Annotated in this window: 14 protein-coding genes, 4 tRNA genes and 1 riboswitch; of the genes, 12 read left to right on the forward strand and 6 right to left on the reverse strand. The window is 58.0% G+C overall.

Going from position 1 to position 14,684, the window contains the following annotated elements:
• Window positions 1–25: 25 nt before the first annotated feature.
• On the forward strand, window positions 26–316 hold the full coding sequence (locus J1G18_RS19110) for a topoisomerase II (RefSeq protein WP_134787124.1): 291 nt from the start codon (window positions 26–28) through the stop codon (window positions 314–316).
• A 12-nt stretch (window positions 317–328) separates the two neighbouring features.
• Complete coding sequence (gene astE / locus J1G18_RS19115; RefSeq protein ID WP_223008278.1) at window positions 329–1,339, forward strand: succinylglutamate desuccinylase; 1,011 nt, start codon at window positions 329–331, stop codon at window positions 1,337–1,339.
• Window positions 1,340–1,494: 155 nt separating this feature from the next.
• On the opposite strand, the gene J1G18_RS19120 is transcribed toward astE, so the two are convergent.
• Window positions 1,495–2,004: a 6,7-dimethyl-8-ribityllumazine synthase gene (locus J1G18_RS19120; protein ID WP_041066540.1), complete on the reverse strand. Its 510-nt coding sequence runs from the start codon at window positions 2,002–2,004 to the stop codon at window positions 1,495–1,497.
• A 101-nt stretch (window positions 2,005–2,105) separates the two neighbouring features.
• A riboswitch (FMN riboswitch) is annotated at window positions 2,106–2,277 on the reverse strand.
• Between the two features lie 290 nt (window positions 2,278–2,567).
• Here J1G18_RS19120 and ltaE point away from each other — a divergent pair.
• From ltaE to J1G18_RS19155, 7 genes are all read left to right on the forward strand, one after another.
• Window positions 2,568–3,572, forward strand: coding sequence for a low-specificity L-threonine aldolase (gene ltaE / locus J1G18_RS19125; protein WP_223008279.1), 1,005 nt, complete (start codon window positions 2,568–2,570; stop codon window positions 3,570–3,572).
• A gap of 146 nt (window positions 3,573–3,718) precedes the next feature.
• Window positions 3,719–6,337, forward strand: coding sequence for an alanine--tRNA ligase (gene alaS / locus J1G18_RS19130; RefSeq protein WP_223008280.1), 2,619 nt, complete (start codon window positions 3,719–3,721; stop codon window positions 6,335–6,337).
• A gap of 90 nt (window positions 6,338–6,427) precedes the next feature.
• Window positions 6,428–7,669, forward strand: coding sequence for an aspartate kinase (locus tag J1G18_RS19135; protein ID WP_025112914.1), 1,242 nt, complete (start codon window positions 6,428–6,430; stop codon window positions 7,667–7,669).
• A 188-nt stretch (window positions 7,670–7,857) separates the two neighbouring features.
• The gene (csrA, locus tag J1G18_RS19140) at window positions 7,858–8,046 is read left to right on the forward strand and encodes a carbon storage regulator CsrA (RefSeq protein WP_002554426.1); all 189 of its coding nucleotides are present in this window, start codon (window positions 7,858–7,860) and stop codon (window positions 8,044–8,046) included.
• A gap of 62 nt (window positions 8,047–8,108) precedes the next feature.
• Window positions 8,109–8,199 (forward strand) — tRNA-Ser (locus tag J1G18_RS19145).
• Between the two features lie 107 nt (window positions 8,200–8,306).
• Window positions 8,307–8,383 (forward strand) — tRNA-Arg (locus J1G18_RS19150).
• Between the two features lie 71 nt (window positions 8,384–8,454).
• Window positions 8,455–8,531 (forward strand) — tRNA-Arg (locus J1G18_RS19155).
• A gap of 18 nt (window positions 8,532–8,549) precedes the next feature.
• On the opposite strand, the gene J1G18_RS19160 is transcribed toward J1G18_RS19155, so the two are convergent.
• Window positions 8,550–9,068: a cell envelope protein SmpA gene (locus J1G18_RS19160; protein WP_223008281.1), complete on the reverse strand. Its 519-nt coding sequence runs from the start codon at window positions 9,066–9,068 to the stop codon at window positions 8,550–8,552.
• A gap of 321 nt (window positions 9,069–9,389) precedes the next feature.
• On the opposite strand from J1G18_RS19160, the gene mgtE reads away from it, so the two are divergent.
• A complete protein-coding gene (gene mgtE / locus J1G18_RS19165; RefSeq protein ID WP_027612263.1) occupies window positions 9,390–10,832 on the forward strand; it encodes a magnesium transporter in 1,443 nt (480 codons plus the stop codon).
• Window positions 10,833–11,064: 232 nt separating this feature from the next.
• Here mgtE and J1G18_RS19170 read toward each other — a convergent pair whose 3' ends face one another.
• Window positions 11,065–11,391 carry an Arc family DNA-binding protein gene (locus J1G18_RS19170; RefSeq protein WP_003178899.1) on the reverse strand — a complete coding sequence of 109 codons (327 nt, stop codon included), beginning with the start codon at window positions 11,389–11,391 and terminating at the stop codon, window positions 11,065–11,067.
• A 388-nt stretch (window positions 11,392–11,779) separates the two neighbouring features.
• Between J1G18_RS19170 and phnN the strand changes: the two genes are divergently transcribed.
• The gene (phnN, locus tag J1G18_RS19175) at window positions 11,780–12,349 is read left to right on the forward strand and encodes a phosphonate metabolism protein/1,5-bisphosphokinase (PRPP-forming) PhnN (protein ID WP_098965153.1); all 570 of its coding nucleotides are present in this window, start codon (window positions 11,780–11,782) and stop codon (window positions 12,347–12,349) included.
• Here phnN and J1G18_RS19180 read toward each other — a convergent pair.
• The gene (locus J1G18_RS19180) at window positions 12,324–12,503 is read right to left on the reverse strand and encodes a PA3371 family protein (RefSeq protein WP_098965152.1); all 180 of its coding nucleotides are present in this window, start codon (window positions 12,501–12,503) and stop codon (window positions 12,324–12,326) included. The genes phnN and J1G18_RS19180 overlap by 26 nt on opposite strands.
• Window positions 12,504–12,523: 20 nt before the next feature.
• Entirely contained in the window at window positions 12,524–12,754 is a 231-nt protein-coding gene (locus tag J1G18_RS19185) for a hypothetical protein (protein WP_098965150.1), read from the reverse strand.
• A 294-nt stretch (window positions 12,755–13,048) separates the two neighbouring features.
• On the opposite strand from J1G18_RS19185, the gene J1G18_RS19190 reads away from it, so the two are divergent.
• Window positions 13,049–13,125: transfer RNA gene (locus tag J1G18_RS19190), tRNA-Arg, on the forward strand.
• Window positions 13,126–13,207: 82 nt separating this feature from the next.
• On the opposite strand, the gene J1G18_RS19195 is transcribed toward J1G18_RS19190, so the two are convergent.
• Window positions 13,208–14,659 carry a lysozyme inhibitor LprI family protein gene (locus J1G18_RS19195; protein ID WP_316851790.1) on the reverse strand — a complete coding sequence of 484 codons (1,452 nt, stop codon included), beginning with the start codon at window positions 14,657–14,659 and terminating at the stop codon, window positions 13,208–13,210.
• Window positions 14,660–14,684 lie beyond the last annotated feature (25 nt).

Raw genomic sequence — 14,684 nt, forward strand, 5'->3', positions numbered from 1 at the left:
CTTGTCTCCCCAAGAGAGTAAAAACATGAGCGATTCCCTGCAGCTGATCCTTGAAGACACCGACGGCACGCAACTGCAAACCTCGTGCACCCGCGTCGCGGTCATGTGGCAAGGCAAAGAGCTGTGGATCCAGCAGGACGGCCGTGGCCAACTGCTGATCGGCGTGGACGTCGAGGAAGGTGACGAAGAGTACGCCAACCTGCTGCTGCGCCCATTGGCAACTAATCTGGTAAGTCTGCAACTGGAAATGGAACCGGCTGAAGTCGGCGACGACGAAGACCACGTGCACGGCCCGGATTGCAACCACGATCACTAAGGAAACCGCTCTATGCTCGCCCTCGGCAAACTGCTTGAACTGACCCTCGCCGGCCGCGAACCGGCGGAGAAGACTCAACTGACTGTCGAAGGCGTGCGCATGCGCTGGTTGAGCGAGGGTGCGCTGGAAGTCCGGCCACCCGAAGCGCGTGACAATGGCCTGGACCTGCTGCTGTCGGCAGGTATCCACGGCAATGAAACAGCGCCGATCGAGTTGCTCGATCGGCTGCTGCATGACATCGCTCGCGGCGATCTGAAGCCGCGTGCACGCATTCTGTTCCTGTTCGGCAACCCCGAAGCGATCCGCAAGGGCGAGCGCTTCGTCGAGCAGGACGTCAATCGGCTGTTCAACGGCCGGCATGAACAAACCAGCGGTTCCGAAGCCATCCGCGCCTGCGAGCTGGAACGGCTGGCGGCGAGCTTCTTCAGCCTGCCGGATCGGCAGCGCCTGCACTACGACCTGCACACCGCGATTCGTGGTTCGAAGATCGAGCAGTTCGCGCTGTATCCGTGGAAGGAAGGTCGCCAGCATTCGCGCCGCGAACTGGCGCGTCTGCGCGCCGCCGGGATGGAAGCGGTGCTGCTGCAGAACAAGCCGTCGATCGTGTTCAGTTCCTACACCTACGACAAGCTCGGTGCCGAGGCTTTCACCCTCGAACTGGGCAAGGCGCGGCCGTTCGGGCAGAACGAAGGGGTGGATGTTTCACGTCTGGAAACGCGTCTGAAGCAGATCATCGAAGGCAATGAGCCGGATCTGGCTGCAGAGGGTCTGGATGGTTTGCAGTTGTTCAGCGTCGCCCGGGAAATCATCAAGCACAGCGATGCGTTCCGCCTGAACCTGCCAGCGGACATCGAAAACTTTTCCGAACTGGATGTGGGTTATGTGCTGGCCGAAGATCTGGCCAATACCCGCTGGGTCATCGAGGAAGCGGGTGCGCGGATCATCTTCCCTAATCCCAAGGTCAAGAACGGCTTGCGTGCGGGCATCCTGATCGTGCCGGCCACCGACGAACATCTCGCCTGACGCAATTTTCGGTCTGATATATAACCCTGTGGGAGCGAGCTTGCTCGCGAATGCAATCTGGCATTCAACATTTGAGTTGGCTGTCAGTCCGCTTTCGCGAGCAAGCTCGCTCCCACAGGGGAATGAGTGAGACCAAAAGCCTCACTCATGGTCTATCAGACGGCGACCGCACGCGGCTCACTGCGACGCAACGCACGAACCTTCTGCAGCGTATCCGCGCAAGTCCGCGCCGCTTCCTGACCCTTGTGCACGAAATGCTCGAAGAAGAATTTCTGATGCTCTTCACCGGCATGGAAGTGATGCGGGGTCAGGGACACCGAGAACACTGGCACTTCGGTTTCCAGCTGCACCTGCATCAGGCCGCTGACCACTGACTGGGCAACGAACTCGTGACGGTAGATGCCGCCGTCCACCACCAGAGCGGCCGCGACGATGCCGGCATAACGGCCGGTTTTGGCCAGCAGCTTGGCGTGCAGGGGCATTTCAAAGGCGCCGCCGACTTCGAAGAAATCGATGTCCGATTCCTGATAACCCTGAACCAGCATTTCGGCGACGAAGCCCTTACGGCTCTGGTCGACGATTTCCTTGTGCCAGCAGGCCTGGATGAACGCAACGCGCTCGCCGTGAGGGTGTTTGCTTTTGCTGTCGATAGCGGTGGGTTGCATGTTCTGACTCCTGTTTGTGTGAAAAACAGGGCGTTATGAATTGAAAGGGATTCAAGGGTACGCACGAGCACACAAGCGCGCGGGCGGCCCTTTGGTGTCAATCCCGTTCTCTCTTCATCCGGACTATGACCGTCGGCCCCGGAATCACACCGGGTCTGCTGACCTTGCCGCCGATCACAGCCTTTGCCGTGTTCGTCGCCAAGCGCTCGCGGGCTATGCGCATTGCGCGCAATTACCGCCGGTGGGGAATTGCACCCCGCCCTGAGAACGTTTTTGCCGCCCTTTCTCGGGCGGCGCAGCGTTTTTATCACATATTTTCCGGCCTTGCACAGAACCTGTGGGAGCGGGCTTGCTCCGGGCGGCGTTCCGACGAAGGCGGTGTGTCAGTCAGCAAATTGATTGGTTGACACACCGCTTTCGCGAGCAAGCCCGCTCCCACATTGGGTTGCGTCCTTTCAATAAGTAATGTGCTTTTTCTCACTCAAGGGTTGATTAATCGGCGCCATGACCGCAGTAATTCACCTTCGAAAAGGGATTTCCCCTGCTGACCAGAGGCCAGGTTCATGAGCGTTATCGATCTTCGCAGCGACACCGTCACCCAACCGACTCCTGCCATGCTCGACGCGATGACGGCGGCGGCCACCGGTGACGATGTGTACGGCGAAGATCCGACGGTCAATCGTCTGGAGGCGGAACTGGCAAGTCGCCTGGGGTTCGCCGCTGCGCTGTTTGTGCCGACTGGCACCATGAGCAATCTGCTGGGCCTGATGGCGCACTGCGAACGTGGCGACGAATACATCGTCGGCCAGCAGGCGCACACCTATAAGTACGAAGGGGGTGGCGCGGCGGTACTCGGCTCGATCCAGCCGCAGCCGCTGGAAGTGCAGGCCGACGGTTCGCTGGATCTGGATCAGGTAGCAGCGGCGATCAAGCCCGATGACTTTCACTTCGCCCGTACCCGGCTGCTGGCGCTGGAAAACACCATGCAGGGCAAAGTGTTACCGCTGGAGTATCTGGCCCGCGCGCGCCAATTCACGCGGGAGCACGGTCTGGCCCTGCATCTGGACGGCGCGCGGCTGTACAACGCGGCAGTCAAGCTTGGGGTGGATGCCCGCGAGATTACGCAACATTTCGATTCGGTATCGGTGTGCCTGTCCAAGGGCCTCGGCGCGCCGGTCGGTTCGGTGCTGTGTGGTACTGAGCAGATGATCGGCAAGGCCCGGCGTCTGCGCAAAATGGTCGGCGGCGGCATGCGTCAGGCCGGGTTGCTCGCGGCGGCGGGGCTGTATGCGCTGGATCACCACGTCGAGCGCCTGGCGGATGACCATGCCAACGCACAGTTTTTGGCCGAAGGCTTGCGCGAGGCCGGGTTCAGCGTCGAGCCGGTGCAGACCAACATGGTCTACGTGCAAATGGGCGATCAGGCCGAAGCGCTCAAGGTGTTTGCCGCCGAACGCGGGATCAAGTTGAGCGCCGCCGCGCGCTTGCGCATGGTCACGCACATGGACGTCAGTCGCTCGCAAATCGAGCAAGTGATCGCGACATTCGTCGAGTTTTCGCGCAAGTGACAGCGTTAGCCGTCCAATTGACCGTTACTATCGTATAAACACGCTGTACCCCGCGCGAAGGGCCGATATAATGCGGCCCTTTGCCGTCGTTTCGTCTGTTGACGTTTCGTACAGGCCTTTGGCCGCAGCCTCCGTGGAAGAACCTAATGAAAAGCGCAGAAATCCGTGAAGCCTTCCTTCGCTTCTTCGAAGAGCAAGGCCACACCCGTGTAGCCTCCAGCTCTTTGATTCCGGGCAACGACCCAACCCTGCTGTTCACCAACGCGGGGATGAACCAGTTCAAGGACTGCTTCCTGGGCCAGGAAAAGCGCGCGTACACCCGCGCAACCAGCAGCCAGAAGTGCGTGCGTGCCGGTGGCAAGAACAGCGACCTGGAAAACGTCGGTTATACCGCTCGTCACCACACCTTCTTCGAAATGCTCGGTAACTTCAGCTTCGGTGATTATTTCAAGCACGACGCGATTACCTTCGCCTGGACCTTCCTGACCGGCGTCCTGAAACTGCCGAAGGAAAAACTCTGGGTCACCGTCTACGCCTCCGATGACGAAGCGTATGACATCTGGACCAAGCAGATCGGCGTGCCGGTCGAGCGCATGATCCGCATCGGCGACAACAAAGGCGCGCCTTACGCCTCCGACAACTTCTGGACCATGGGCGATACCGGCCCGTGCGGCCCATGCACCGAGATTTTCTACGATCACGGCGACCACATCTGGGGCGGCCCACCGGGTTCGCCGGAAGAAGACGGCGACCGTTACATCGAGATCTGGAACAACGTGTTCATGCAGTTCAACCGCACCGCCGATGGTGTGTTGCATCCGTTGCCAGCGCCGTCGGTCGACACCGGCATGGGCCTGGAGCGGATCAGTGCGGTGATGCAGCACGTCAATTCCAACTACGACATCGACCTGTTCAAGAACCTGCTGAAGGCCTCGGCTGAAGCCATCGGCTGCGAAAATGGCGATCAGTCGTCGCTGAAAGTGGTGTCCGACCACATTCGTTCGTGCGGTTTCCTGATCGCCGACGGCGTGCTGCCGTCCAACGAAGGCCGCGGCTACGTGCTGCGCCGGATCATTCGTCGCGCCTGCCGTCACGGCAACAAGCTGGGCGCCACCGGCAGCTTCTTCTACAAGATCGTCGCTGCACTGGTCGCCGAGATGGGCGAAGCCTTCCCGGAACTGAAGAAGCAGCAGAGCAACATCGAGCGCGTACTCAAGGCTGAAGAAGAGCAGTTCTCCAAGACCCTGGAGCACGGCTTGAAGATTCTCGAACAGGATCTGCTGGAACTCAAAGGCACCGTGGTGCCAGGCGACGTGGTGTTCAAACTCTACGACACCTACGGTTTCCCGATGGACCTGACGGCCGACATCGCTCGCGAGCGCGGCCTGACCGTCGACGAAGTCGGCTTCGAGCGTGAAATGGAAGCCCAGCGTGTTCGTGCGCGTTCCGCCAGCTCGTTCGGTCTGGACTACAACACCCTGGTCAAGGTTGATGTGGCCACCGAGTTCACCGGTTACAAAGACACCAGCGGTTCGGCAAAAATCGTCGCTATCTATAAAGATGGCCAGTCGGTCGACGTCTTGAGTGAAGGCGAAGAGGCGGTGATCGTGCTGAACCAGACGCCGTTCTACGCTGAGTCCGGCGGCCAGATTGGCGACTGCGGTTTCCTCCAGGCCGGTAACGCACGTTTCGACGTCCGTGACACCACCAAGACCGGCGGCGCATTCTTGCACCACGGTGTTCTGGATTCCGGCAGTCTGACCATCGGCGCGCCAGTGGAAACCCATGTCGATGCCGAGGTGCGTCACGCGACTTCGCTGAATCACTCGGCCACCCACTTGCTGCACGCTGCGCTGCGTCAGGTACTGGGCGAGCACGTTCAGCAGAAGGGTTCGTTGGTGGATAGCCAGCGTCTGCGCTTCGACTTCAGCCACTTTGAAGCGATCAAGCCGGAGCAGATCAAAGCGCTGGAAGACATCGTCAACGCCGAGATCCGCAAGAACTCCGCAGTTGAAACTGAAGAAACCGACATCGAAACCGCCAAGCAGAAAGGCGCGATGGCGCTGTTCGGCGAGAAGTACGGCGACAACGTGCGCGTGCTGAGCATGGGCGGCGATTTCTCCGTCGAGCTGTGTGGCGGTATCCACGCCAACCGTACCGGCGACATCGGCCTGCTGAAGATCATCAGCGAAGGCGGTGTGGCATCGGGTGTGCGTCGTATCGAGGCAGTCACCGGTGCTGCGGCACTGGCCTACTTGAACGCTGCAGAAGAACAACTCAAGGAAGCGGCCAACCTGGTCAAGGGCAGCCGCGACAATCTGATCGACAAGCTGTCGGCCGTGCTGGAGCGCAACCGCGCGCTGGAAAAGCAACTCGAGCAGTTGCAGGCCAAGGCTGCCAGCGCCGCGGGCGACGATCTGTCGAACTCGGCACTCGACGTCAAGGGCGTGAAGGTTCTGGCCGCACGTCTGGATGGTCAGGATGGCAAGGCGCTGCTGGCGCTGGTCGATCAGCTGAAAAACAAACTCGGCCGCGCAGTGATCCTGCTCGGCAGTGTCCATGAGGAAAAGGTCGTACTGGTTGCAGGCGTAACCAAGGACCTGACTGGCCAACTCAAAGCCGGTGATTTGATGAAACAGGCTGCTGCGGCAGTGGGCGGGAAGGGCGGTGGTCGTCCGGACATGGCGCAGGGCGGCGGTGTTGACGCCGGCGCACTGGATGGCGCACTGGCGCTGACCGTTCCATTCGTCGAGCAGGGTTTATAAGACGGCCCGTCGGGCCCGCAGTCTAGTGGCGGGCCCGGCGGCTGTTCGAGTGATTATTGGGCGCCCTTCATGGGCAGAGGCGGCTTTGAAATGGCTTTGATCGTACAGAAATTTGGAGGCACCTCGGTCGGCACTGTCGAGAGAATCGAGCAGGTCGCCGACAAGGTTAAGAAATTCCGCGATGCCGGCGATGACCTGGTGGTTGTGCTGTCTGCAATGAGCGGCGAAACCAACCGTCTGATCGATCTGGCCAAGCAAATCAGTGGCGACGTGCAACCGGTTCCGCGTGAACTGGACGTGATCGTTTCCACCGGTGAGCAGGTGACGATTGCCCTGTTGGCCATGGCGCTGATCAAGCGCGGTGTGCCGGCGGTGTCGTACACCGGTAATCAGGTGCGGATCCTGACGGACAGTGCGCACAATAAAGCGCGTATCTTGCAGATTGATGACCAGAAGATTCGCGGTGATCTGAAAGCAGGTCGCGTGGTGGTTGTCGCCGGTTTCCAGGGCGTCGACGAGCACGGCAACATTACCACCCTCGGCCGTGGCGGTTCCGACACCACAGGTGTGGCACTGGCGGCTGCCTTGAAGGCTGACGAGTGCCAGATCTACACCGACGTCGATGGTGTCTACACCACTGACCCGCGTGTGGTGCCGGTCGCTCAGCGTCTGGACAAGATCACCTTCGAAGAGATGCTGGAAATGGCCAGCCTCGGTTCCAAGGTGCTGCAGATCCGTGCGGTGGAATTCGCCGGCAAGTACAACGTTCCGCTGCGCGTACTGCACAGCTTCAAGGAGGGTCCGGGCACCCTCATTACTATTGATGAAGAGGAAACCATGGAACAGCCGATCATTTCCGGCATCGCTTTCAACCGCGATGAAGCCAAGCTGACCATCCGTGGCGTGCCAGACACCCCGGGCGTGGCGTTCAAGATTCTCGGCCCGATCAGTGCCGCGAACATCGAAGTCGACATGATCGTGCAGAACGTTGCGCACGATAACACCACCGACTTCACCTTCACCGTGCACCGCAACGACTACCAGGCCGCACAGACCGTGCTGGAAAACACCGCTCGCGAGATCGGTGCCCGGGAAGTGGTGGGCGACACCAAGATTGCCAAGGTCTCGATCGTCGGCGTCGGCATGCGTTCCCACGCAGGCGTGGCCAGCCGCATGTTCGAATCCCTGGCCAAGGAAAGCATCAACATCCAGATGATCTCGACGTCGGAAATCAAGGTTTCCGTGGTGATCGAAGAGAAGTATCTGGAGCTGGCCGTGCGCGCCCTGCACACGGCTTTCGAACTGGATGCGCCGGCCCGTCAGGGCGAGTAAATCCGGTCACCTGAAGGGCGCGGTCTGACCGCGCCCTTTATTTTTTGAATGGCGCGAGCCCTGAACTGTTCTTTTGCTCGCGCTGGTCAATACTCAGGCATGTAGGGCTACGATCGCTCCGGTTGTAGGTCGGGTGCCTTTTTTTTGCAGACTGTTGTCCCTGAAATGAAATGCGTGAGGAGAAAGGTATGCTGATTCTGACTCGTCGGTGCGCAGAAAGCCTGATTATCGGTGATGGCGAAATCACCGTGACCGTGCTCGGCGTCAAAGGAAATCAAGTGCGCATCGGCGTCAACGCCCCGAAAGAGGTTGCCGTGCACCGTGAGGAAATTTACCTGCGTATAAAGAAAGAGAAGGACGAAGAACCAAGCCATTAATTTTTATCGATTTTTATGTTTGCAAACGGGGAAGAAGGTGGTTAATATACGCCCCGTGTTGCGGAGAGCTGGCCGAGTGGCCGAAGGCGCTCCCCTGCTAAGGGAGTACACCTCAAAAGGGTGTCGGGGGTTCGAATCCCCCGTTCTCCGCCATTATTTGCTTAGTACGTTGTAATCTGGCTTTTTCTGTAAGTTGTTGAATTTATTAGAAAAAGTGGTTGGAATAGAGATTAGACGGGCTATAATGCGGCGCAACAAATGCACTCGTAGCTCAGCTGGATAGAGTACTCGGCTACGAACCGAGCGGTCACAGGTTCGAATCCTGTCGAGTGCACCATTTAAGAGTTGTTTATAGCGATATAAAGAACTCGGCTTCAGCCAGTTGTGGTCTGGTTTAAAAACACAAATGCACTCGTAGCTCAGCTGGATAGAGTACTCGGCTACGAACCGAGCGGTCACAGGTTCGAATCCTGTCGAGTGCACCATATTCAAGAAGCCCGCGTTTAACGCGGGCTTTTTGTTGCCTGCGATTTGGCTTTTCCTTTCACGCATCCCTTCTCGTCAAAATCGACTTGAGCACTGCGGCCTCTTTTCAGGTCATAGCGATAGCTCGTCGTCGACGTTCGAATATTCACCTTGTCCGGTTTGCCGAGCGCGCTCTCGACATCCTGTTGGCTCATGCCGGCAATCACTCGTTGATTGATGATTGCTGCGCGGCGCTGCCTGGCATCGATCAGGTTGCCGCATTTGTCCTCCAGGCGGCCAACGATGCCCGGTTCACGTCCCCTGATTGTCATACCGGATATTTCCTCATGGTTGTGTTCCGGCATGATCGGTACGACGGATCCGGGCGAGTAGGGGTGAACGTGCTGTACCGAGCGCTGCTCGTCGTTCGCGCAACTCAGACTGGTGAAGGTGATGCCGCCGTCGGCTGCCTCGCAGCGGTGAAGGCTGGTGGTGGCCCCGGCGGGCGGCGGGCAGAGCAGGGTGATGAGTAAAAAACTGGATGTTGCAGAGCGCATTCGACGTCCTCCTTGACGGTCTACGCTCAAGGGTAGCCGCTACATTTTTGAGCGCCGGTGTGTTTTCTTTTCAGAATGAGTCGTCGCATTTGCAAGGATCAGGACAGCGCTCAGGTTTGTTTCGCAAGCGCTTGTTTCGGCCGAGATTTTTTAACGTTTAAAACCGTCAGGCGGTGTATCATTGCGCCCGTCAGCCCCGCCGGGGCTTATGGAAAACCTCCATGGACTTACCCAGTAGTTACTCAGTAGCCCGTTTCACCAATCATGAATTGACTGATTGATCCTTCCGGCGTGCCCCGCTGCTGGGAGTGGAGTTCGCCTATGTCCGAAATCGAAGTAAAGAAAACCCAGGAAAGCCTGCAGGATCGCCTGGCTCAGGTCGTTGAGCTGCTGCAGCGCCAGAAGGTCGTCGAAGACCTGACTCATCGCCAGGAAGGCGCGCACCACGACCGGGTCGAGAACCTGGTTCACCGGCAGAACCTCGTCGAGCTGCAACGCAAACTCGATGATCTGCACTCCGCCGACGTTGCCTACATCCTTGAAGCCTTGCCGCTGGACGACCGTCTGACGCTCTGGCAACTGGTCAAGGCTGATCGCGACGGCGACATTCTTCTCGAAGTATCCGATTCCGTTCGTGAAACGCTGATCGCCGACATGGACGATCACGAGCTCCTGGCTGCGGCCAAGGACATGGACGCCGACGAACTTGCTGACCTGGCCTCCGAGCTGCCGCGAGACGTCGTCCATGAGCTGATGGAGACGCTCGACCAGCAACAACGCGAGCGCGTGCGTTCGGCCCTGTCCTATGACGAGGAGCAGGTCGGTGCGCTGATGGACTTCGAGATGGTGACCATCCGTGAGGATGTCAGCCTCGAAGTGGTTCTGCGCTACCTGCGTCGGCTCAAAGAGCTGCCGGGCCACACCGACAAACTGTTCGTGGTCGATTACGACGGCGTGCTCAAGGGCGTGCTGCCGATCAAGCGTCTGCTGGTCAACGATCCGGAGAAACAGGTTTCTGAAGTCATGGCCAGCGATCCGGTGAGTTTTCATCCGGACGAAGACGCCTATGACGCGGCTCAGGCGTTCGAGCGTTACGACTTGATCTCGGCCCCGGTGGTCGACAAGAACGGCAAGCTGATCGGCCGTCTGACCATCGACGAAATGGTCGACCTGATTCGTGAAGAGAGTGAAAGCGAAGTCCTCAACATGGCGGGTCTGCGCGAAGAGGAAGACATCTTCGCCTCCGTCTGGAAATCCCTGCGTAACCGTTGGGCGTGGCTGGCGATCAACCTCATCACTGCCTTTGTCGCGTCGCGGGTGATCGGTCTGTTCGAAGGTTCGATCGAGAAGCTGGTGGCGCTGGCGGCGCTGATGCCGATCGTGGCGGGTATCGGCGGTAACTCCGGTAACCAGACGATCACCATGATCGTGCGTGCCATGGCGCTCGACCAGGTCAGCACCGGCAACACCTCGCGTCTGATGCGCAAGGAGCTGGCGGTGGCGTTGATCAATGGTCTGGTCTGGGGTGGGGTGATCGGTGTGGTCGCCTACCTGCTTTACGGCAGCTGGTCGCTGGGTGTGGTGATGACGGCGGCGATGACTCTCAACCTGCTGCTCGCGGCGCTGATGGGGGTGTTGATCCCGATGACGCTGGCCAAGATGGGCCGAGACCCGGCGATGGGCGCCAGCGTGATGATCACGGCCATGACCGACAGCGGTGGCTTCTTCATCTTTCTGGGGTTGGCGACGATCTTCCTGCTCTGATTCGCTGCCATACAAAAGCCCGCCGAAATGGCGGGCTTTTTTGTGCCTGTGTAGTTATCTGTAGTGAGGGGATTTATCCCCGATGGGTTGCGCAGCGACCCCGGAAGAGGGCCTGCTGCGCAGTCCGTCGGGGATAAATCCCCTCACCACAAAGTCTGCCTTGGATTGTCGTGATTAAAATCCGGGTAAAAAAAAGCCAGCACTTAGGCTGGCTTGAGATGTTCGGCGCAACTCAGGACGCGTCTGCGGCCATCTCGGCGTCGTGAGCGATCAGCGACACCAGTGCGTTCTGTTGACGGTGCGACAGCTGACGGAAGCGTTGCAGCAGCTCACGCTCATGCAGCGAAAGCTCCGGGCTGTCCAGGCGCATGCTCAACTCTTCGCCCAGTGCACCTTCCTGAATAAGACTCTGCTCAAGGCGCGCAATGATTTCGGAGTTCATGCTGCGATGATGATTGCGAGCCACCTCGGCAATGCGTTCACGCATCCCGTCTGGCAGACGTACGACGAACTTGTCAGCCGTACGGCTGGAATAAATTGCCTGTTTCAATGGGCGCATATATTTAACCGGTTAGTTCAGGGGAGCGGTTCTCGGGATTGGCCGCAGGATGTGTGGTAGGACAAGCATCCGCGCCAAATGGTTCAACCTGAATTGTTAAGAGGCCCGCATCATGCCTCAAAATTGCCAGATCATTGGCGTCAATTCTGTGACAAATATTGAGCTGGGTAAAGGCGTAATGCCAGCACCAATTATCAGAAATGCGGACTGGTTTGAAAACTTTGCCTTGGTCCGCATCAATGACCGCTTCCGGGTGCACATCTGTTGATGTCCGAAGACGTCAGAACGTGCATGCTATGCGGCTTTCAATCCTTGTTCCTTACCTGTACAGGATAGTGGCAATTTGCCGATTTACTAGGGCAAACACCCGTTGGAGGGCGTTTTCAGGATGGATGGCAGGCTTATTTATCTGATGGGACCCTCCGGTTCAGGCAAGGACAGCCTGATCGAGGCCGCGCGTGAGCCTTTGCGTGAGTTGAAATGCGAAATCATCCGCAGAGTGATTACCCGATCAGCGGAATCGGTGGGTGAGGATGCCATCGGCGTGACGCCCGAAGAGTTCGAGCGACGCCAGCAAGCCGGGGATTTCTCGCTGTCCTGGCAGGCCAATGGGCTGGCTTATGGTATCCCGGCAGAAATCGACGAATGGTTGCGCGCTGGACGATCTGTGCTGGTGAACGGCTCACGCGCCAACCTGCGTCAGGCGCTTGAGCGCTATCCGACGCTGCTGCCGGTGCTGCTGACGGTCAAGGATGAGGTCTTGCGTGAACGCCTGCTCAGACGAGGGCGGGAGACGCCTGAGCAGATCGATGCGAGACTGGCGCGCAATGCGCTGTTCAAGGACAGAAGGGCAACTGACTTGCCCGTGCATCTGATCGACAACTCGGGCGACCTGGCGGACGCCGTCAAGCAACTGCTGGGCTTGATCCGTCTTAACGCAGCACCGGATCAAACTTGATCCTGCGCCCGGCCACCAGGGCCAGCACAAACAACACCGCAAACACGCCGCAGCCAATCAGGGGCAGGGTGAGTGAGGTTTCCTCGAACAGCGAAAAATGCACAACGCCACTCAATAAGGCGAGGATCAGAAATCCTGCGGCTGATCTGGACATGCTGTACTCCTGAAGATATTTCAAAAAACCAGACGTTCGGTGTCGCGCGTCGGCAGTGCTTGCTCAGGCTCATTGACTGGCTGCGCCGCGAAGTCGCTCTGATCGCTCAGCACCGCCAACTGCGGCGCTTTCTGCACCTGCAAATAATGCGGCATACGCTGAGCCACCGGTTCAGCACTCTCTGGAACAAAATGAAAGCCAACCAAAACCGCCAGTGCGATAGCGTTTGCGAGCAGGAGAGTGCTGTTCATGGGGCGGACTCCGTTTGTGCTGTTGTGAGAACAGACAAAGCAGCCGTCGTGCCAACAGTCTAACCGCTGTGAAGTCCTTTAAAAACAAGGATTTGCAAGGGTTTTTCATAGGGAGAGGGTTGCAATCTGCAATGATGGCTTTTTGAGGTAGTGCAAATTGCACGGTAAATGTTCCCGCAGTATTGCAAGGCGCCTGCCTACACTTAAAAAGCCCACGGACGACATGACAAATCAGGGGCTGGCCGTTAACATGCACGCCGTCCGTCGCGCCGCGTCCGGCCGCGATAACTCAGTGTCTCAGTAGCTCAATTGGATAGAGCATCCCCCTCCTAAGGGGAAGGTTGGCAGTTCGAACCTGCCCTGGGACACCATCATTCAGAGCCTCGCCAAGGCTCGCAAAAAAGCCCCGCACAGGATGATCTGGCGGGGCTTTTTCGTTTTCATTGCTGCTGTCTAGTTTGCCGCGCCACCCTCGGCTTTGCCTATTGAGATGCTTACTTGAGTTATGTGGCGGCGCCCGTTGACCGTATAGATTTGTGCCTGCTCTTCTGATCCCGGCTTTCGCAACGCCAGTTGCGCAAACAGCCCGACTTTTTCATCGTAGCTACCAAACCAATTGATCAGTCTGGCGATAAAGCAGTCGTCGCCGATGATCACCGGGAAATCGGCGACGGGTTCAATCGCGTAATAACTTGCGCCGTAGCTGTAATAGTCATCGTCCCCCGGGCCTGATGAGGGGATTGGGCAGATGGGGGCCGAGTTCTTCGACTCCGTATTTCTTATCTTGGATAAACCTAGAATGAGTGCCTTTTGTACGGTGGGGGTCAGTTCATAGGCTGTCGGATTGTCCTGATTCGCCTGAGTGCGAGGCACGTTCAGTTCATAACCATACTGCACCGTTATCGTGGGGACCTGATGATTGATCCGCAGGGGGTTGAGCAGATAGACCTTATCAACACCGTAAGCGCCATCTCGATAGGCGGCGTAAATTCTGTCATGCACCTTGATCCAGTTGACCGCTTGGTTGGCGCCGCGATCATTGGTGTAGAAAAGGGTGGTCTCGGCGTTGGGTTCGGTAGCAGCTTCGGCACCTCGTCTGGTGAACCTGCTTCCTGTGCCGCGCCAGGTTTCGGCGTACCAGAACAACCCGGTGCCGCCTGAGTAGGTTTCAACGATCAGGTCGCGCAATCCATCGCCATCCAGATCGGTAAGGGTGTAAGTCGTTTGACCCATTTCAGAGGCACCTGTGATGTTGGACGCATTTAATGCCTTCCATTCATCCAGGCTCACTCCTTTCGGGATCGTTTCGGGAAAATGCGTTTGCTCATCATCATCGGGAACACCGGCAAACGAAGTTTTATCAAGGCTTACCGTGAATGCACCTAGAGTCTTTTCCAGAGCAAACTCGGGATCAACCTTGCTCGCCGCCTCGATACGTTGCTGCAGCTCGACCATCGCCTGTCTGTCTATCTCGTCGGGCAAGTACGCCAGCGTATCGATCCATTGCGTTTGCAATGATTCGAGCCGTTCGCGATAGCGCTGATTAAGGCAACTGACATTTTCAACGCATTGATTGCGGGTCTTTAGCCAAAGGCGCTGAGCGCCTTTAAGCTCGGCCGTTTTATCTGGCGCTGACTTCATGAGTTTGCTGTATGCAGCACCCATCTGCGCATCCAGCTCATACAACCCTTTATCCGCACAAACAGCCTTCTCCACGGCACTCGCCGCTTTCGCACAATCCATTCCTCCCGCCATTGCCTGCTGGAAAAACAGCAGCGCACAGGCGGACACGATGCAACGTCCTTTGATGTACACGAGATAAACCCTGTAGTGAAAAGATGACCCGGCGCGCAGGGTAATCGCTGCACAAGGAATCTTGAACCCCTCCACTTCAGAGAACCCCACTCCTTGCCGATAACTCCTTCGGCGA

The sequence above is a fragment of the Pseudomonas sp. MIS38 genome (assembly GCF_019891575.1).
Lineage (GTDB): Bacteria > Pseudomonadota > Gammaproteobacteria > Pseudomonadales > Pseudomonadaceae > Aquipseudomonas > Aquipseudomonas putida_A.